Below are 20,050 nucleotides of genomic sequence, written 5' to 3'. Positions count from 1 at the left end.
ACGATCTTTGTTACGATTCTAAGAGAGGCATGAATATGAAGGAGTGGATCGACGACGATGAGAAAACCGAACATTTTACTAATTACAAGTGATCAGCAGCATTGGAATACAATCGGCGCCTTCAACCCGGAGCTGTCGACACCGAATCTGGACCGTCTCGTGCGAGAGGGGACGACGTTCACGCGGGCGTATTGCCCGAATCCGACATGCACGCCGACACGTGCATCGATCATTACTGGACAATATCCGAGCCAGCACGGCGCATGGACGCTCGGCACGAAGCTGCTGGAGGATCGGCACGTCGTCGGGACGGATTTCCAAGAGGCGGGCTACCGGACGGCGCTGGTCGGCAAGGCGCATTTTCAACCACTAATGGGCAATGAGGCTTATCCGTCACTGGAGTCGTACCCGCTGCTGCAGGATCTCGACTACTGGCGTCAGTTCAGTGACAGCTTCTACGGCTTCGACCATGTCGAGCTTGCACGGAACCATACGAACGAGGCGCACGTCGGGCAGCATTATGCGATCTGGATGGAGGAGAAGGGCTGTACGAACTGGAGAGACTACTTCCTTGCGCCGACGGGTACGATGGACCCGAAGCAGCTGCATCGATGGGAGTTGCCGGAGGAGTACCATTACAATACGTGGATCGCGGAGCGAACGAACGCGCTGCTGGAGCAGTATAAGGATCAGGACGAGAGCTTCTTCCTATGGGCGAGCTTCTTCGATCCGCATCCGCCGTATCTCGTGTCTGAGCCGTGGGATACGATGTATGATCCGGAGAAGCTGACGATTCCCGAGGTGACTCCCGGTGAGCATGACAACAATCCGCCGCACTTCGGCATGACGCAGCAGGAGCGTCCGGACTTCTCGGCGTGGAAGGAGACGGGGTATGGCATTCACGGCTACCACTCCCACCTCATGCCAGAGTCGGAGCGTAAGCAGCTCGTCGCAACGTATTACGGCATGGTCAGCATGATGGACAAGTACATCGGACGCATACTCGATCGCTTGGAGGAGCTCGGTCTGGCAGAGGATACGATCGTTGTGTTCACGACGGACCACGGTCACTTCTTCGGGCAGCACGGGCTGCAGGCGAAGGGCGGCTTCATGTACGAGGACTTGATCAAGCTGCCGTTCATCGTTCGCTATCCGGGCAAGGTGCCAGCGAATGTTCAGTCGGATGCACTCGTGTCGCTCGTCGACCTCGCACCGACGTTCCTATCATTCGCAGGGCTGCCGATTCCGGTCTGGATGACGGGTGTTGATCAGTCTGCGGTATGGACAGGGGGCAAGAGCAGCGCGAGAGATCATATTATCTGCGAATTCCGACACGAGCCGACGACGATTCATCAGCGCACGTATGTCGATCAGCGCTACAAGCTGACGGTGTACTACAACCAGTCGTACGGCGAGTTGTTCGATCTGCAGGAGGATCCGGGCGAGCTGCACAATCGGTGGGACGATCCGTCTTGTTCGGGACTGAAGACCGAGCTGCTGCTGAAGTATGTCTGGGCGGAGCTTGGCAAGGAGCCGCTCGCGATGCCGAGAATATATCACGCTTAGAAGGTTTAGGCTCACCCCATAGGCCGTTGAGGCAACATTTCGAACGAAATGTTTGCTTTAACGGTCTTTTTTTGGACTGCTGCAGATAGGTCGAAATCCGAGCATCGGAAGTCGCTTCAGGTCCTTATGAAACAGCTTCATTCTCGATATGATAGTTTGTGTAAGCGGATCCAATCCACGTACATAAGTCTCGAAAGAAGGTAGAGGAAGCTTGAAAACGATGCAGAACGAAAATCGTAAAATCCACTTAGACTTTCATACGCCGTATTGGGTGAAGGAGGTCGGACAGCAATTTGACGCGGAGAAGCTCGTGAAAGTGTGGAAGAACGCACATATTAACGCAGCAACGGTCGTATTCGGGCTATGTGCTTGCGGCAATGCCTATTATGAATCGGAGCATGCTCCCGTTCATCCTGGATTGAAGACGGATATGCTGAGAGAGCTGCTGCCAGCAGCGGAGCGGGAGGGCATTACGATCTATGTTCACTTCGGTCCGGGCATTAACGACCGATCGGTGGTGGAGCATCCGGAGTGGGCGATGGTGTGCGAGAGCGGGAGGCGGCTCGATACGAATGGCGGTAAAGAATGGGGATGGGCGTGCTTCAACTCGCCGTATGTAACAGAGTGGTTCTATCCGCAGCTGCGGGACTTCGTTCGTCAGTTTCCACAGGTCGCTGGCGTGTTCCTCGACATGGTGACGTATCCTCGGGATACATGCTACTGCAGTCATTGCCGCACGAAGGCGGTGGAGCTGGGGCTTAATATTCATCAGCCCTCAGATCTGGCTAAGCTATGGGAGCATACCTTGGAGTCGTTTATGGCCGAGGCCAGGACGATTGTCAAGGAAGCTAATCCTGATATGGGATTCACCTCCAACTGTCGATGGTTCGTCGGCGGTGCGCGCTCCAAGTCACTCGATTCCATCGAGCTGGAGGCGCCTGTCAGCTGGAACAGCTATCATTATGCCGTCATGTCGCGATATATTCGCAATCTTGGTATCCCGCATAATGCCCAGACGACCCGCTTCCCCAAAAACTGGGGCTACTTCGGCAGCTTGAACAACGAGGTGCAGCTGAAGTATGAATGTGCAACGATTCTTGCAACACTTGGAGCGATCTGCATCGGAGATCATTTGCCCGCAAGCGGCAAGCCGGAGCAGGCCGTCTACGACTTGATCGGCACGGCCTACGAGTTCGTGAAGGACCGTGAAGATTGGGCGCTCGATGCCAGAACGGTGCCTTATATTGCCATACTAGCTGATTACCAGCAGATGGTTCGAGGCGACCGGGCCGAGGACTTCGGGCATCAGGCACCCGAGTCGCTGTACGGAGCAGGCTTGACGCTGCTCGAAGGCAATCGCCACTTTGACGTCATCGACGCTCAGCACGAGCTCGAACCCTTCAAGCTGATCTGGCTTGCCGAGAATGTGTCGCTCGACGAGGCTATGTCAGTGAACCTGGACGCTTATGTGTACAACGGCGGCAAGCTGCTCGTGACTGGAGGAGGTCTGTGGAGCAGTACGCTCTGGAGAAGCTGGCTTGAGCGGGTAGCCAAGGTTCGCTGGCTGGGCAACGCCTGCGAGGACGGCGAGTTCTTCCAGCCAGTGGAGCAGATAGCCAAGGACGTGCCAAGCGCCCCCATGTTCGTCAAGGGCTACTTTCCTCGATGGGATGTATATGAAGGGGCAGCGATCGTCGCAGAGGCGTATCGGCCTTATGAGAATATTCCACCGTCTCAGCGGTATGGGCATTTTCACGCGCCGGTTGGTGAGAAAGCGTCATATCCGGGTGCAGTCAGAGCTGCGTATGGGGCGGGGGAGGTCATCGTGTGCGCTGCCGAGCTTGCGCGGGATTACTTCCGGATCGGAAGCAAGCATGTACGCCAGTCGGTGCTGAACATGATTGATGCGTTGCTTCCCTTCTCGGAGCAGACCGTAGAGGTGCATGCACATTCGCCTTCGGTCGAAGTATCGCTGATGGAGAAGGAAGGCATGTGGGTGCTGCACTTGACCCAGTATAGCGCGAAGCGACATACAGGAAATACCGTCATCGAGGAGGTGCCTCTCCGCTATGACATTCCCGTCGTGCTGCGACCTCAGCAGCCGCCTAAGCGCGTATACACGGTGCCGACGATGGAGGAGCTGGAGTGGTCCTGGCACGATGGGGAAATGCGTTGTACCGTCCCCGAGCTGCATATTCATGTGATGGTCGTTGTCGAATGGTAGAGCGCTAGGCGGTCTTGAGGAAGGGGGAACTCTCCCTCTCCTCTCAGCTGTTCATCCGCTGCATCCGCTCCCGATATTGTCCAGGCGTCATGCCTTCCTTACCGCGGAAGATGCGAATGAAATAGCTGCTGCGCTCGAAGCCGATGTGATCGGCAATTTCTTGAATGCTGAGCATCGTAGTGGCGAGCTTCCGCTTGGAATGTTCGATGCGGATATGCTGCATATATTGAAGAGGCGTCATACCGGTATGCTTCTTCATGCAGCGCGTAATGTAGTCGATGTTGAAATGAATCTCCGTCTCGAGCTGACGTGCGCTAATCGGCGCGTTGAAGTTCATTTCGATGTAGCGGGTCACCTTGGTGCACAGCTCTAGCGATCTTGGCATCGCCTTCTGGCGATAGATAATATGTTGCAGCTCGACGAACAGCTTCACGGCCAAGCTATGCAGTTCCAGTACATTCTGAACGAAACTGTGGTCGCGAATTTCGACCATATGGTTCAGAACGGGAATGAGGTCAGACACCTGAACGTCCGCATACTTGGGTATGTACATACTATGGCCTCTGGGGCTCGGATCGAGATCGCAGCCAGGCTGGAGGGAGCTCGTCCACGGAAATCCGCTGCTGTCCAGCTCACGGTGCGGATACGGATGGCTGAAGTGTACGAAATACGTCTCCGTATCTTCCTCGCAGGACTGATGACCCCAATGGGTACGCGAGGGCTCCAGCAGCAGCATTTGACCCGCCGAGATCGTATACGGCTGATCATCCTCTGTGATATAGAGAGCTCCGTTCGTCACGATGATGAGATCATAGATGTTCCAGCTTCGCTTAAAATGTACTTGTCCGCGCTTCCACCACGAATGACCGACTGTGATGAAGTGAGGCAGCGGAGGTATGACAAGCTCCAGCATTTTCATAGGCAAGCCTCCTAGAAGGGGGAGTAATCGAATTATACGCTAAATCCGGTCTGAAGGAGTAGTGGAATTTGACTAATAAACTGAAGCTATTCAATATATGGCAGCTATATGCCATGCTGGCTCTTCCGATCATTTACCTGCTCATTTTCAAGTATTACCCCATGTACGGAGCTGTCATCTCGTTTAAGGACTATTCGGCGGTGAAGGGAATCATGGGCAGCGAGTGGGTAGGCTTGAAGCATTTTACCCGATTTTTCGTGTCGCACGATTTTTGGACGATGATGTGGAATACGATTAGTCTCAGCCTGTACCAATTAATCGCGGGCACGCCCTTCCCGATTATCCTAGCGCTGTGTCTGAACTATGCTCGGAACAAGATGTTCAAGAATACGGTTCAGATGATCTCGTATGCGCCCCATTTTATATCTGTCGTGGTAATGGTCGGAATTCTGATGCAGTTCCTCGCTCCGCGCACAGGACTGATCGCGAATCTCGCTTCATTCTTCGGTGTAAGCATCGGCAACTGGATGGGCAACCCTGATTATTTCCAATCCATCTACGTTTGGTCAGGCATCTGGCAAAATGTCGGCTTCTCCTGCATCATCTACTTGGCTGGGCTGGCAGGCATCGATCCTTCGCTGCATGAAGCGGCTGTCGTCGATGGAGCGTCGAAGCTGAGGCGGATGTGGCACATTGACTTGCCGGGGATCTTGCCGATTGTCATCATTCTGCTCATCCTGAATGTGGGCAATATGATGGAGATTGGCTTCGAGAAGGTGCTGCTGATGCAAAATCCGTTGAACCTGCGCACATCCGAGGTTATTGATACGTACGTGTACAAGGTCGGCTTAATCTCACCGATCGCCAACTTCTCGTACTCGGCGGCCATTGGCGTATTCAAAAATGTCGTTAATCTGGTGCTGCTTGTCATGGTCAACCAACTGGCAAGACGTGCGAAGCAAACAAGTCTATGGTAGGAGGTGACTTGAGCAATGGAGACTAGTAAGATCAAAGAACCGTTTGGTGATCAGTTATTTAATGTCATCAACTATATGGTACTAAGCTTATTCCTAATTATTGTTCTGTATCCATTATTGTATATCGTAAGCGCTTCATTCAGCTCGTCGGATGCGATTCTGTCCGGTAGGGTGTGGTTGTGGCCGGTTGAGCCGACACTCGAAGGCTATCAGGCTGTATTCGGCTATCGTAAAATTGTGACGGGCTTCGTCAACTCCTTCTACTACACCGTGTTCGGCACCATCATCAGTGTCGTGCTGACGATACTCGCTGCGTATCCGTTATCACGTAAGGATTTGATTGGTAAGCATGTCATTATGTTTCTGTTCGTATTCACGATGCTGTTCAATGGCGGGCTCATCCCGAACTATTTACTCGTGAAGGAGCTGGGCATGCTCGATACGAGATGGGCCATCTTGATTCCGTCTGCATTGTCGGTCTGGAATATGATCATTACACGAACGTACTTCATGATGAACATTTCCGATGAATTGCTGGAGGCGGCGAAGATGGATGGCTGCAGTGATTTTACATTTTTATGGAAATTGGTTGTACCCTTATCTGCTCCGATCATCGCCGTGATCACGCTGTTCTATGCGGTCGGTCAATGGAATCAGTTCTTCTCTGCGCTAATTTTCCTGAAGGACCCGAATCTGTACCCGCTGCAGTTGGTCATGAGAGAAATATTAGTACAAAACCAGATTGACTTGGAGATGATTAACGACGTACGGGAAGCGGCAGCCAAGGCAGGTCTTGCTGAGTTGTTGAAATATGCACTGATAATCGTCTCTAGTTTGCCGGTGCTGGCGATTTATCCGTTCGTTCAAAAATATTTCGTGAAAGGGGTGATGATCGGCTCATTGAAGGGGTAGGGATGAATTACGATTCGGTCATACACGGATTACACATTGGAGGGGTTGTACATGGTCAATAACAAAAAAATGGCCGTCATAGCGATGATGGCTGCATCAAGCATGCTCTTGGCTGCATGCACAGAAAATTCAAATGATCAAGCTTCTGAGCTTGAGAGTACGCAGGTTATTCTCTCAGAGCAAGGGGTATACCCGCTTGTGCAGGAGAAGGTGACGTTGAAGGTAATGGTCGGCGCTCGCGACTTCGTTGAGAATTACGAGACTAATCAATTTACGAAGTGGTATGAGGAGCTGACGAATGTTCATATCGATTGGGAGGTCGTACCATCCAAGAGCATTCCAGAGAAGCTGAATCTGATGCTGGCGAGCGGCGATTACCCGGATGTCGTGCTGAATATGGCTGTATCCAATGAGCAGCAGATGGTCTATGGCAAGGATGGCGTGTTTCTTCCGTTGAACGGACTGATTGAGAAGCACGCTCCGAATGTGCAGCAGCGGCTCGCTGAGCTTGCTGGCATGAAGGAGGTGCTCACCGCACCGAACGGCAGTATCTATGCTCTGCCGCAGATCGAGCAATGCTACCACTGCACGTTGTCGCAGAAGCTATGGATCTACAAGCCGTGGCTTGATAAGCTGAAGCTCGATATGCCGACCACGACAGAAGCCTATTATGAGGTGCTGAAGGCGTTCAAGGAACAAGACCCGAATGGCAACGGTCTTCAAGATGAAATTCCGCTGGCCGGCTCGCCTAAGGGCTGGAACACTAGAGTCAACGACGTGCTCATGAATGCGTTCATTCCGAATAATACACTGACTTCAACGAAGCATATGTTCCTAAATGGCGGTAAGGTGGAGGTGGCGTTCGACAAGCCGGAGTGGAAGCAAGGTCTGGAATACTTGCACAGGATGCATAAGGAGGGGCTGTTGGCGACTGAGTCGTTCACGCAGGATGGTATGCAGCTGCAGCAGATGGGCGAGCAAGTCGGTGCACATCTACTCGGCTCCGCACCAGGTGGAGCGACTGGAGCGATGTCCAAGATGTTCGGCGCGAGCGGCAAGTGGATGGAGTTCGCTCCTGTACCGCCGCTGAAGGGGCCCCGAGGTGTGCAGCTCGCGGCCTACAATCCTTATGGAGGCAGTATGTTCGGAAAGTTCCTCATTACGAAGAATGCAAAGTACCCAGAGGTGGCGATGCGGTGGGTGGACGGATTTTACGGCAAGTGGGACGATCCAACCGAAATTATGATGCGCTCGTTGTACGGGGTACCGGGCAGAGATTGGGTGAAGGCGGAGGAAGGTATGATCGGCATTCACGGTCAGGCTGCCAAGTATAAAGTGCTCGTACCATCAGAGACGACGAATCAGAATGTGCATTGGTCACAGACCGCTCCGACCGTACGTTCCTCGGACTTCCGATTGTCTGAAGCGATCGACCTGGCCACGGCTGACCAGAACCCGGAGGTTAGATTGTATAAGGCGACTAAGCTATACGAGCCTCATCAGATGAAGGTGAATACAATCCTGCCTCCGTTGTTCCTAACTCGAGAGCAAAGCGAGGAGCTGGCTGGGCTTCAGAAGACGATTTTGGAATATGTGGATCAGATGGTAGCACGCTTCGTAACAGGTGACGCCGACTTGAATACAGAGTGGACACCGTATCTGGATACATTGAAAGGGATGAAACTGAAACGGTATGTTGAGATCTATCAGGAGGCGTACGATAAGCGGTAGCGGTGCGTCATAGACGAACGCATAAGCAGATTACGAGGGTTGACATTAAGGAGGTGAGATGTGATTGAGATTTCAGGATTGGATAGAGATGGTGTCGTGCCCGATGGATGATGGGTCTCCGTTATATCTGTATGTGGTGAAGGGTGAGCGACTGATGCTAGTCGATAGCGGATTGGCCCGTACACCAGAGCAGTACATACTCCCCTACCTTCAGCGAACGGGTCGTTCGATGTCGCAATTACAGTCTGTAGTCATCACGCATGCCCATGTGGATCACATCGGTGGTAATAGCGCTCTCTATAGAGCGAACTCTGACATTCACTTCTATATACATCGAGATGACCTGGAGTGGGCGGAGAATCGCAGAAGGCACTTCATGGAGCTGTATGAGGCACTTCCTGGGCAATGGGAGCCGGATGATCGCTATCGTCTTGAAGTGCTCAGACATTGCGGCGAAGATGTCCCGATCACCCATGCGCTAGTGGAAGGTGAGCTGGTCTGCACAGGCGCTGTTGCGTTCACGTGCATGCATGCGCCCGGACATTCGCGAGGACATCTCCTACTATATCAGCCTGAGATGAAGGCTGCGATCTGCGGGGATCTGCTTCAGCAGGCGGGGACGGGGCCTGTTGGGAAGCGAGTATTCCCACTGTACCAGCAGGTGGAGTCATACGTTCAGACGCTGGATCGTTTTGAAGCGCTGCAGCTGCAGACGGCAGCTACGAGTCACTTTGGCGTACTTGAGGGGGAGCACATTTCCGAGGCGATTCGTAAATCCCGAGATTTTGTACGTGTTCACAATAGCAGGCTCGTGAAGATGCTGCAGGAGGCTGCCGAGCCGTTAACGTTGAAGGAGCTCACCCAGCGTCTCCATATGACTTATTACCCTGAATATGAGCTGGGGCTTCAAATTCATGCAACAACCTATGCGCACTGCCAGCACTTACGTGACCGGCAGCTCGTACATCGATGTCTCCATCGAGGACAGATGACGTGGAAGGCTGGGATCGCATGATCAGCAACGAACAGAAGGAGTGAGGATCGAGGATGAGGAGTATCTATTATGAGGATTATGAACTGGAGGCTTACCGAAAAACAGGCGGGCGAACGATCACTGAGACAGACATCGTGCTGCATGCCGGACAGACCGGAGATTTCTACCCGCATCACATGGATGCTGAATGGTGCAAGACGCAGCCGTTCGGACAGCGGATTGCTCATGGAACGCTCACATTCAGCATCGGGATTGGACTGACCGCAGGTGAATTGAATCCCGAGGCATTCTCCTACGGCTATAATCGGCTTCGCTTCATTAAGCCGGTGTTTATCGGAGACACACTGTATGCTACGGTTACGATTAAGGAGAAGAATGAGCATCCGAAGCGGTCGGATATGGGATTTGTCATCGAGGATGTGTTGGTGATGAATCAGCATGGGAATACGGTCATGGCTTGCGAGCATGTGCTGCTTGTGAACAAGCGGAGAGGATGAACCAACGTGAATGAACCGTTACAGCTCCATTATAAGCCGAAGCTGCCACGCAACAAGCGCAGAGGCATCGGTATCATTGGTGCGGGAGAAATTGTACAGGAAGCGCACCTTCCAGCGTATCGAATGGCAGGCTTCCATGTAGTCGGCATTACGAATCGAAGCTTGCAGCGGGCGGAGGAGGTAGCCAACTTATTCTCGATTCCGCGTGTGTACACATCGATCGAGGAGCTGCTGGCTGATCCGGATATCGAGATCGTAGACATCGCCTTGCCAGCCGAGCTGCAACCGGAGGCGGTCCGGCTGGCTACACTGGCCGGCAAGCATGTCTTGTGTCAGAAGCCGCTCGGGGCTACATTCAAGGACGCGAAGCGCATCGTCGAGCTATGTGCTTCCGCGAATGTCATCGGCGCGATCAACCAGCAGATGCGATGGGCGCCAGGCATTCGAGCGAGTCACGACATCATCTCGAGGGGATGGCTAGGAGAGTTGACGCAAGCTTCCATTCAGGTCAATGTCGAGACGAAGTTCGAGCAGTGGCCTTTCTTGAGGACGATCGACACGCTGGAGGTGATGTATCATAGCATTCATTATCTGGATTCAATTCGATTCTTGTTCGGGGACCCGCTGATGGTGTATGCAGATGGAGCCCAATTCCCCGGGCAGGTGTGCAAGGGGGAAACCCGTACTTTGATTCATCTGATCTTCCCCGGCGAAGCCCGAGGACTTGTGCATGACAATCATAACAGTATATCGACGACTGATGATTGGTACGCAACGTACCGCTTTGAAGGAACACGAGGGGTGATCAAGGGGACGAACGGAGCGTTGTACAGTTACCCACAGGGCCGAGAGGATACGCTCAGCTTCACCTCCAAGGAGCTCGCACCCGACTGCTGGATAATGCCTAAGCTGGAAGGGAAATGGTTCCCACATGCCTTCATGGGCACGATGGGCGAGCTCATGTGTGCGATTGAAGAGGGGAGACAGCCGGAGAACAGTGTTGCCGACAATCTGCAGACGATGCGACTCGTGTTCGCTGCTTATCGATCCATGCGCGAATGCAGGGCGGTTCGACTTACTGAAGTCAATGAGGAAGGATAGATTGATATGAAGCGTTACGGCAGCGTCATTCGACTGCGCCCGGATAAGTTGGAGGAATACCGAGCGCTTCATGCGGCGGTGTGGCCAGGGGTGCTGGCTATAATCGACCAATGCAGCATACACAACTATTCCATCTATTATAAGGATGGATATCTGTTCAGCTACTTCGAATATGTCGGCGAGAACTATGAGCGTGATATGGAGACGATGGCAGCCGATCCGATGACCCAGCAATGGTGGAGCCTGTGCAAGCCTTGCCAGGAGCCGCTGGAGACTCGGGCACCCGGCGAGTGGTGGGCGAGCATGGAGGAATGGTTTCACCATAATTAGTAAGACGTGTTCATTCCTTCTGCCTGCCTTACAGCAAGCGGCACAGCTTCCGGTACTCCCCCGGCGGCATCCCCTCCCACTTGTGAAAAATACGAGCGAAGTAATGCACATCCGTATAGCCGATCGTTCGCCCAATATGCTCGATCGTGTCATTCGTGTCGCGGAGCAGACGCTTCGCTTCCGAATGGCGAATGTGCTGGACGAACTTATTCGGGCTTGCGCCGATACACTTCTTGAATAGCCGTCCCATGTAATCGACGTTGACGCTGAGAATGGCGGCAAGCCTCTCGTTCGACCAGTCGTCTCCCGGCGAAGCCTCGATGGTGCGGGCGAGGTCCGAGATCGCTTGCTGGGTGCCTGCGCTTGCCTGCTCCCGATGGTGCTGGTGGATCGCTCTTGTGATCTGAACGAACAGCTGGAGCAGCAGGCCTTGGCAGCACATCATATACCCGGCTGGACGATGGGTGAATTCGTGAATGATGCGCTCCAGCAGACTGTACACGTCAGGCGTAGCCTGCACGCTCGCTGCCTCGAGCCAATCGCTGAACTCCGATTGGTCCGGAAGGCTGCAGAACGAATCGTCGTCCGCCTTGTCCTCGTACACGATAATGTCTTCGTCCTTGGCAATATGCAGCTCGTTGTAGAAGTCGAAGTGTACCCCGAGGAACAGCGCATACGTATCACAGGTGACCTGTACGCGGTGCTTGAGCCTTGACGGCAGTATGAAAAATTGCCCGGGCTGCACCTGAAAGGGCGCCCTCGCTTCGATCTGAACCTCGACCGTCCCCTGCTCAAGCAGCAATATTTCGAAGTCGCGAATACGGCGGTGAATAATGCGCTCGCGCATTTGCTTATGCTGCTGAGCCCAATGGACGACTGGCTTCAGCTGCGGCGATGCTGGCTGCATAACGTGTTCCTCCTCGTTGGATTGAAAGTCGGAAAAGTACAAAAAAGTATCTCTTATGTTCTAATACATATCGATCGCTCCATGAACTTCGCCAGCGGCTCACACAAGCATGGCTACATCAGCAAGCTGGCGATCTCGAATGAGTCACAGAAGACACTCGCCCAATATATTGAAGCCAAAGAGATGGAAGTAGAGAATTACGGCGCATTAGAAGCGGGCGATGCGACGTGGCATTACGGCTGGACGCTGCACAGTGCTCCGGGCAATCCGACCTCGACGATGCGCGAGGTGATGACCATTATTTATTACGCGGACGGTGCGAAGGTCATCGAGCCGGATACGAATGCACGCAAGAGCGACCTAGCGCGCTGGCTGCCGGGTCTTGCGCCGGGTGATGTGGCGGCAAGTCCGCTGAACCCGCTCGTGTATAAGAAGTAGGCTGTAGTAGCTGCAGCTAATAAGAAGCCTCCGCCATGTCAGATGGTGGAGGCTTTTTGGATGTGCGCCCGGCATGGGCGATAACTTGGCGGTGAAAGTCCGCTACAGGCTTGGCAGTAGGAACTGTTAGCCAAGGGCAAGGGTGTCCGCCGCGAGGTGGAATCTGAAGGAAGCCGGAGGCAAACCCTCGGTCTGACGAACAGAAATCACATATAAGGCATGGTGAGACGGACGAGCTTGCATGACAAAGCAAAGTCCAATTCTGCCCGAATCTCATCATGTAAATGTGGCAGATAGATGAGGGGAAGGTTATCGCTCTTACCCGGAGAGGTCTCACAGACGTCAAGTAGATCATTCGAAAGACGGAGTAAAGCTTGCTTTGAGAAGTCAGCAGAGGCCATATTACTGGAAAGATTTTTTTCCGGGAAGGGTCGAACAATCGTAAGTCTCGAGTATACGCAGGAAGGAGAACCGGCGCGATGAAAGCAGAATACCGAAAGGGCTGCCTGCAAAGGGATAGTGTGGAACACGAAGAGTATGCAGGAGCGCGGAGCACCGGAGCTCGGGAAAGCAGAGAAAGAGATGGTGCAAGCGACTTACTGGAGAGGATACTGAGCAGGGATAACCTGAACAGAGCCTACAAGCGAGTCAAGAGCAACCATGGAGCGCCGGGAATCGACGGGATGACCGTCGAGGCGGCACTGCCGTGGTTGCGGGAACATAGAGATGAACTTTTGCAAAGCATCCGGGATGGAAGTTACAAGCCAAGCCCTGTGCGACGCAAGGAGATTCCCAAGCCAGATGGAAGCGGAGTACGAAAGCTCGGTATTCCTACCGTGGTAGATCGAGTGATCCAACAAGCGATCGCCCAGCAGCTACAGCCGTTGTTTGAACCGCTGTTCTCGGAGGGGAGCTACGTCTACCGCCCAGGACGAAGTGCACAGCAAGCAATTCGAAAAGTGAAAGCCTACGCGGAGCAGGGATACGGGCACGCGGTCGAAATTGACCTCTCGAAATACTTCGATACGTTGAATCACGAGCTCCTGCTGCATGGACGGCGAACATTGGGATCGCCCAGGAAGCGCCAGCCTATGTGAATGCGGTAGGTAACGGTGACTTCGAGGCGAGCAGTCTTGATCCGTGGCATAAAACGTGGGGTACGGGTACGGCAAGCACGACGTCAGAGCCTGTCCATGTCATAAGCGGGAGCCAAGCGGCCGTCTATGACGGTCAAGGCTCACTGGAGCAGGTGGTCAACGGTCTGAAGCCTGCTACGACGTATACGATGACTGCCTACGGCAAGGTCGGCACGAGCAAGGAGCTGGCGCTCGGGGTGAAGGAATACAATGGCGCCGAGACGGCATCCAAGGTGATCACGAGTTCGGAGTACGAGCGGGTAGAGCTCACCTTCACGACCGGGGCAGCGAGCACCTCAGCGAAGGTGTACGTGTTCAATCGGGGTGTGCAGGGGACGGTGTATGCCGACCACTTCCAGCTGATGGTCGAAGCGTCTTCTCCCCAAGACCCGCAGCCGCAATATCCAGATCAAGTGACGGATAACGGCATCTACCCGTTCTCAGATCCGGATAATAGGGGCAAGTGGAAGTACAGCCTCGACTTCAGCGATGAGTTCGACGCGCAGCAGTTGAACTCGGAGAAGTGGCATGACCATCATATTTTTTGGAGCGGTCGTGCGCCTTCCTTCTTCTCTGCGAACAACGTTCGGATGGAGAACGGCAAGCTGATCCTTACTGCGAGGTATGAGAATATCCCCGAGATGGATGAGGCGAACAGCAAGCTGCCTGAGGGGACAACCCGATATGAGAATTATACGACGGCAGCCGTCATGTCTACGCGCAAGTCGCACTATGGCTACTTCGAGATCAAGGCCAAGGCGGCGAAGGCTTCGATCACAAGCTCCTTCTGGCTGAAGGCGTCCGATGGCGACAAGTCGGAGATCGATGTATTCGAGATTGTCGGTGCCTCGAAGCTGAAGCCCGAATCCGACATGCACACCGACACGTGCATCGATCATTACTGGACAATATCCGAGCCAGCACGGCGCATGGACGCTCGGCACGAAGCTGCTGGAGGATCGGCACGTCGTTGGGACGGATTTCCAAGAGGCGGGCTACCGGACGGCGCTGGTCGGCAAGGCGCATTTTCAACCACTAATGGGCAATGAGGCGTATTCGTCGCTGGAGTCGTACCCGCTGCTGCAGGATCTTGATTACTGGCGTCAGTTCAGTGACAGCTTCTACGGCTTCGACCATGTCGAGCTTGCCCGCAACCATACGAACGAGGCGCACGTCGGGCAGCATTATGCGATCTGGATGGAGGAGAAGGGCTGTACGAACTGGAGAGACTACTTCCTCGCGCCGACGGGCACGATGGACCCGAAGCAGCTTCACCGATGGGAGTTGCCGGAGGAGTACCATTACAATACGTGGATCGCGGAGCGAACGAACGCGCTGCTGGAGCAGTACAAGGATCAGGACGAGAGCTTCTTCCTATGGGCGAGCTTCTTCGATCCGCATCCGCCGTATCTCGTGTCTGAGCCGTGGGATACGATGTATGATCCGGAATCGCTGACAATTCCTGAGGTGACTCCCGGTGAGCATGACAACAACCCGCCGCACTTCGGCATGACGCAGCAGGAGCGTCCGGACTTCTCGGCGTGGAAGGAGACGGGGTATGGCATTCACGGCTACCACTCCCACCTCATGCCAGAGTCGGAGCGTAAGCAGCTCGTCGCAACGTATTACGGCATGGTCAGCATGATGGACAAGTACATCGGACGCATTCTCGATCGCTTGGAGGAGCTCGGTCTGGCAGAGGATACGATCGTTGTGTTCACGACGGACCACGGTCACTTCTTCGGGCAGCACGGGCTGCAGGCGAAGGGCGGCTTCATGTACGAGGACTTGATCAAGCTGCCGTTCATCGTTCGCTATCCGGGCAAGGTGCCAGCGAATGTTCAGTCGGATGCACTCGTGTCGCTCGTCGACCTCGCACCGACGTTCCTATCATTCGCAGGGCTGCCGATTCCGGTCTGGATGACGGGTGTTGATCAGTCTGCGGTATGGACAGGGGGCAAGAGCAGCGCGAGAGATCATATTATCTGCGAATTCCGACACGAGCCGACGACGATTCATCAGCGCACGTATGTCGATCAGCGCTACAAGCTGACGGTGTACTACAACCAGTCGTACGGCGAGCTGTTCGATCTGCAGGAGGATCCGGGCGAGCTGCACAATCGGTGGGACGATCCGTCCTGCGCCGGACTGAAGACCGAGCTGCTGCTGAAGTACGTCTGGGCGGAGCTCGGCAAGGAGCCGCTCGCGATGCCGAGAATATATCACGCTTAGAAGTTGGGATGGACGCAGCCTAACTTGTACACAAGTAAGGAGGAGAAGCCTTCGCGATGAAGATTCGCGGAGGCTTCTTTGTGCATGATTCCAACCAAATTCATCTCATGCCTATGGACAAACAAACGATCAAGCAGGTACATGCTTACATAAGATATATCATACAGGGAAGGGGTGAAGTCAATTGACAGTTGTTCAACGATTTAACACGGTGACGAACGGAGCCATTACTTTTACGGGTAATACAATAGGACTAAGTAAGCAAGCGAATACGAATAATCAAGGGGACCAGGATTCGATAGGTGCCATGGCGACCCCGAATCTGGCAAGTCAGGTCAACGATTTTCCGCCAGGGACTACATTAAATTACACGGAGAATGCTGCTAGTGCGATACTGGAATTACCAGCGCAGAGCACCGTGCTTTATGCCGAATTGGTATGGTCTGGAAGCTATAGTGTCTCTGGAGAGGATCTGTCCGCATTTATCGATGATAATGTTGAGTTCACGACTCCATCCGGAGTGTTCTCCATAGCCTTTGACCCTGCTACTGCAGCGACCTTAGTTAACACTTTCTACGTACGGTCTGCCGATGTGACGGCAATTGTTCAAGGCGCAGGTGCGGGTGCGTATACAGTCGGCCAACTCGTCGCGACTACCTCCGCTTCAAGCAATACGACCAATGCAGGCGGGTGGACCTTGATGGTCGCCTATGGGAATCCGACCTTGCCCGTTCGAGACTTGTCGATCTTCGTTACAAGTGAATTCGTTAGCAGTGGCTCGGGTAGTACTCCTGTAACAATATCCGGCTTCGTTACCCCGGCCAGCGGTCCAGTGAGCGGGAGATTACAGGTCAGCGCCCTTGAAGGGGACTCCAACAGGACCGGGGACCAGCTATTATTCGGACCCACGGTTGGAACGATGACTCCATCCTCGGGTCCAAACAATCCGATCGACAACTTCTTTGCTTCTCAGATTAATGGCAACGATGGGACGCTAAACACGACAGGTACCTTTGGGAGCTTAAACCAACCTCTTGGCACTAATGCGGACGGTAGACGTCAAGGCTACGACATCACCAATATTGACGTCTCCTCCCAGATGATCAATTCGCAGAATAGTGCTGCCATTCAGGGTACCACGAGTGGTGATGCTTACTTGATTAACGGAATTGGCTTACAGATCGATGTCAATGCTCCACAATTTGAGGCGGTCAAGAGTGCAGATGTTACATTTGCGAAGCCTGGAGATGTCATTACGTACCAAATCGAAATTACGAATACAGGATCGACCGAAGCGAATGTTGTCTTCATGTTCGATGCCGCTCCTGTAGGGACAACGCTGGTTCCGAACAGCGTCACAATTGACGGGGTTCCGCAGCCGGGTGCAGACCCGTCGAACCTAAGCCTGGGTACAATCGAACCCGAGCAGACCGTTGTTGTTGAATATCAGCTGCTCGTGACCTGCAATCCGGCATCTGGACAATACGTGAATCAGGCCCTGTTCGAGTTTGAATACCAGATGTCTCCAGAGAGTCCTGTGTCACAGGGGTATGGCTCCTCGAATGAGCTCGTGATTCAGAACTTCAGAAAAATTATTGGTGCTCAGCTGGCTGCCATCGGTCTCCAGGAGGTGGCTATGGCTCATCTGATAAACTCTAGCGCGGAGATGGTGCAGGCGGCCGTAGGGACCTTGCATCCGAATGCGTCGCCAATGCATGTGACTGTCTCGCAGCTTCTAGAGGTCAACTCAGCCGTGTCCAAAACGTTAAAGAAAATCAATCGGAAAGAAATGCTGCTCCTCGATTGCTTCGATGAAATATTAGAGTTCATCTCTGCATCACCGAATGAATGCTGATTCGAGTATTCACACTTACGCACCTATACGCTTATGGAGATACCGCCGCTAACTCTGGACAAGGAGGGCGGCGGTGTTCGTAACCGATATCACAAGCAAGCTGTCGCTAACGATGGCTGTGGGTTGAATTCATCGCATGGACCGCCAGCAGTGACTTAATATCATCGCATGTGTCTCGTGAGGTTACAAGACACCCCTGTTCGGTCAGGACAACGATGAGATCAGAGACACCCATGCAGATTACAGGTGTCGGTGTCGTGTTAATCACATGGACATTGCCGGTATCCTTCGTAATTACAGCATTCCCGATATGCGGAAGACCAATCGTATCGATCAGTCGGTCCCAGCTGCCGATATCCGACCAGCAGCCCTCAAATGAAATGACACCAGCTCGCTCCGTCTTCTCCAGCACCTCGTAATCGAAGCTGATCTTAGGTAGCTCCTTGTAGTGGGCAAGGAAGGCTTGATAGGTGATTGGATAGCCCTTGTGCTGCAAATATTGCTTGATGAAGGACAGCGGAAAGATGAACACACCACTGTTCCACAGCGCCCCCTCTGCAATTAAGGCCGCCGCCTCGGTCTTGGAGGGCTTCTCTACAAACCGCTCAATCGCTCGCGTCTTACCGTCGATTAGAGCAGCTTCACCCTTCGGAATAATATATCCATACTTCTCCAATGGCTCGGTTGGCTGAATTCCCAATAAGGCTATGCTTACCTGTGACCAGTCGGTCTGTACAGAAGTGTCAGCAATCCGGTCTACAAATGGATGATCGACATACAGATCTGCAGGGCAGAAGCATACCAGCTCATCCTCCGGCAGCTGCATGACAGACATCAGATACAAGGAGCTGAGACAAATACTAGGGAATGTGTCTCGCCTCTCGGGCTCCACAATGATAGAAGGCTCCCAAGGCAGACACCTCCGAATCTCTTGGACATGCTCAATCCCGGATGAGATGAAGATGTCTGTTGTCTCGAATCGCTGCAGCATCAGCCTTGCGTTGCGCTGAAGAATGGACTCCATCTGATCACCCTCACGCTGGAACAAGGGGATGAATTGCTTCGGCATCGACTGACTGGACAGCGGCCAAAGGCGACTACCAGCTCCTCCCGACATTAGTACAATTCTCATAAGAATGACCGTCCCTCTACATGCTTCATCTCAGATCGGACTCGCTGAAGATCGCTCTCAACCATCATCGAGATTAATTGCTCCACGCTAGTGCGAGGCGTCCATCCAAGTTGACGAGAAGCCTTGGAAGGGTCCCCTAGTAGTACCTCGACTTCAGCAGGGCGATACAGCTTCGGGTCTACCTCTACATATCGAGTCCAGTCCAAGTTGACGTGGTTGAACGCTAGCTCGCACAGCGTACGAATCGATGTGGTCGTACCTGTCGCGATCACGTAGTCATCAGGCTGTTCCTGCTGCAGCATCAGCCACATCGCTTCGACATAGTCTCGTGCAAAGCCCCAATCTCTTTGTGCGTCCAGATTGCCTAGCTGAACCTTATCGGTTAAGCCGTAGTAGATGCGTGCGACAGCATCAGTTACTTTGCGGGTAACGAACTGAAGTCCTCGCAATGGAGACTCATGGTTGAACAGAATGCCACTGCAAGCGAACAGTCCATGACTCTCCCGGTAATTGACCGTCATCCAGTGAGAGAATAGCTTCGCAACGCCATAAGGGCTTCTCGGGTAGAACGGAGTGTCCTCGGTCTGTTGCGGTTGTTGAATTTTGCCGAACATTTCACTGGAGGAGGCTTGATAATATTTGCTTTCTGGATGAACCATCCGAACAGCTTCCAGCAGATTTAAGGCACCGATCCCTGTGATCTGACAAGTGAGTATAGGTTGGTTCCAGGAGGTACCGACGAAGCTCTGGGCTGCGAGGTTATAGATTTCATCCGGCTTGTAAGTGTCCAGCAGCTTAACCAATGAGGAGAGGTCGGTTACATCGCCTTCGACAAGCTCCACCTGCTCCGTTAGATTCAGCTCATTCAATCTCCACAGGTTGGCTGTGCTTCGCTGTGGGCGCATCCCGATGACACGGTAGCCCTTGGATAATAGCAGCTCTGCCAGGTAGGCTCCATCTTGTCCTGTAATTCCAGTAATGAAAGCAGTGCGCATGGTGGTCCTCCTTCGTTGTATGTTCGCTTATTACGCATGCAAGGTGTGCATCTGTAATGAATACGAACTCCTTACAAGTTATGCGGTCTGAATGATTACCGTGC

The 20,050-nt window shown here is 53.3% G+C and carries 16 protein-coding genes and 2 pseudogenes; 14 read left to right on the top strand and 4 right to left on the bottom strand.

Annotation, left to right across the window (positions count from 1 at the left end; genetic code table 11):
* The first annotated feature begins 57 nt into the window (after positions 1-57).
* Both PAE68_RS16635 and PAE68_RS16630 read left to right on the top strand, forming a co-directional pair.
* Positions 58-1,566, top strand: coding sequence for a sulfatase family protein (locus PAE68_RS16635; RefSeq protein ID WP_281888777.1), 1,509 nt, complete (start codon positions 58-60; stop codon positions 1,564-1,566).
* 220 nt (positions 1,567-1,786) lie between these two features.
* Positions 1,787-3,790 carry an alpha-amylase family protein gene (locus tag PAE68_RS16630; RefSeq protein WP_281888775.1) on the top strand — a complete coding sequence of 668 codons (2,004 nt, stop codon included), beginning with the start codon at positions 1,787-1,789 and terminating at the stop codon, positions 3,788-3,790.
* Between the two features lie 43 nt (positions 3,791-3,833).
* On the opposite strand, the gene PAE68_RS16625 is transcribed toward PAE68_RS16630, so the two are convergent.
* Positions 3,834-4,709 (bottom strand): helix-turn-helix transcriptional regulator, encoded by an 876-nt coding sequence (locus PAE68_RS16625; protein ID WP_281888773.1) that lies wholly within the window; start codon positions 4,707-4,709, stop codon positions 3,834-3,836.
* Positions 4,710-4,777: 68 nt separating this feature from the next.
* Here PAE68_RS16625 and PAE68_RS16620 point away from each other — a divergent pair, with 68 nt between their 5' ends.
* The 7 genes from PAE68_RS16620 to PAE68_RS16590 all read left to right on the top strand — a co-directional run bounded on the left by PAE68_RS16620 (position 4,778) and on the right by PAE68_RS16590 (position 11,251).
* The gene (locus PAE68_RS16620) at positions 4,778-5,686 is read left to right on the top strand and encodes an ABC transporter permease (protein ID WP_281888771.1); all 909 of its coding nucleotides are present in this window, start codon (positions 4,778-4,780) and stop codon (positions 5,684-5,686) included.
* A gap of 15 nt (positions 5,687-5,701) precedes the next feature.
* A complete protein-coding gene (locus tag PAE68_RS16615) occupies positions 5,702-6,598 on the top strand; it encodes a carbohydrate ABC transporter permease (RefSeq protein ID WP_281888770.1) in 897 nt (298 codons plus the stop codon).
* Between the two features lie 51 nt (positions 6,599-6,649).
* Complete coding sequence (locus PAE68_RS16610) at positions 6,650-8,329, top strand: extracellular solute-binding protein (protein WP_281888768.1); 1,680 nt, start codon at positions 6,650-6,652, stop codon at positions 8,327-8,329.
* 64 nt (positions 8,330-8,393) lie between these two features.
* A complete protein-coding gene (locus tag PAE68_RS16605) occupies positions 8,394-9,344 on the top strand; it encodes an MBL fold metallo-hydrolase (protein WP_281888767.1) in 951 nt (316 codons plus the stop codon).
* Between the two features lie 32 nt (positions 9,345-9,376).
* The gene (locus PAE68_RS16600; protein ID WP_281888766.1) at positions 9,377-9,820 is read left to right on the top strand and encodes a MaoC family dehydratase; all 444 of its coding nucleotides are present in this window, start codon (positions 9,377-9,379) and stop codon (positions 9,818-9,820) included.
* A gap of 6 nt (positions 9,821-9,826) precedes the next feature.
* Positions 9,827-10,921, top strand: a complete 1,095-nt coding sequence (locus PAE68_RS16595) for a Gfo/Idh/MocA family protein (protein WP_281888764.1) — start codon at positions 9,827-9,829, stop codon at positions 10,919-10,921.
* A 6-nt stretch (positions 10,922-10,927) separates the two neighbouring features.
* Positions 10,928-11,251, top strand: a complete 324-nt coding sequence (locus tag PAE68_RS16590; protein ID WP_281888763.1) for an L-rhamnose mutarotase — start codon at positions 10,928-10,930, stop codon at positions 11,249-11,251.
* A gap of 28 nt (positions 11,252-11,279) precedes the next feature.
* On the opposite strand, the gene PAE68_RS16585 is transcribed toward PAE68_RS16590, so the two are convergent.
* Positions 11,280-12,158, bottom strand: a complete 879-nt coding sequence (locus tag PAE68_RS16585; RefSeq protein WP_281888762.1) for an AraC family transcriptional regulator — start codon at positions 12,156-12,158, stop codon at positions 11,280-11,282.
* Positions 12,159-12,239: 81 nt separating this feature from the next.
* On the opposite strand from PAE68_RS16585, the gene PAE68_RS16580 reads away from it, so the two are divergent.
* The 5 genes and pseudogenes from PAE68_RS16580 (at position 12,240) to PAE68_RS16560 (ending at position 17,819) form a co-directional block, all read left to right on the top strand.
* Entirely contained in the window at positions 12,240-12,596 is a 357-nt protein-coding gene (locus tag PAE68_RS16580) for a phytanoyl-CoA dioxygenase family protein (RefSeq protein ID WP_281888761.1), read from the top strand.
* 479 nt (positions 12,597-13,075) lie between these two features.
* Complete coding sequence (locus PAE68_RS16575) at positions 13,076-13,693, top strand: reverse transcriptase domain-containing protein (RefSeq protein WP_281888760.1); 618 nt, start codon at positions 13,076-13,078, stop codon at positions 13,691-13,693.
* Positions 13,690-14,562 (top strand): annotated as a pseudogene (locus tag PAE68_RS16570) (carbohydrate binding domain-containing protein); the annotation flags it as partial. The gene PAE68_RS16575 and the pseudogene PAE68_RS16570, both read left to right, overlap by 4 nt.
* Positions 14,563-14,593: 31 nt before the next feature.
* Positions 14,594-15,964 (top strand): annotated as a pseudogene (locus PAE68_RS16565) (sulfatase family protein); the annotation flags it as partial.
* A 184-nt stretch (positions 15,965-16,148) separates the two neighbouring features.
* Complete coding sequence (locus tag PAE68_RS16560; protein ID WP_281888759.1) at positions 16,149-17,819, top strand: DUF11 domain-containing protein; 1,671 nt, start codon at positions 16,149-16,151, stop codon at positions 17,817-17,819.
* Between the two features lie 106 nt (positions 17,820-17,925).
* Here the strand turns inward: PAE68_RS16560 and PAE68_RS16555 are convergent, their stop codons facing one another.
* Both PAE68_RS16555 and gmd read right to left on the bottom strand, forming a co-directional pair.
* Positions 17,926-18,951, bottom strand: a complete 1,026-nt coding sequence (locus PAE68_RS16555) for a sugar phosphate nucleotidyltransferase (RefSeq protein WP_281888757.1) — start codon at positions 18,949-18,951, stop codon at positions 17,926-17,928.
* On the bottom strand, positions 18,948-19,946 hold the full coding sequence (gene gmd / locus PAE68_RS16550; protein ID WP_281888755.1) for a GDP-mannose 4,6-dehydratase: 999 nt from the start codon (positions 19,944-19,946) through the stop codon (positions 18,948-18,950). The genes PAE68_RS16555 and gmd overlap by 4 nt, the downstream gene beginning before the upstream one ends.
* Between the last annotated feature and the right edge of the window lie 104 nt (positions 19,947-20,050).

Source organism: Paenibacillus sp. YYML68, assembly GCF_027923405.1.
GTDB lineage: Bacteria > Bacillota > Bacilli > Paenibacillales > NBRC-103111 > Paenibacillus_G.
Note: the sequence above shows the minus strand (reverse complement) of the source record. Positions and strands in the feature narration are given on the sequence as shown.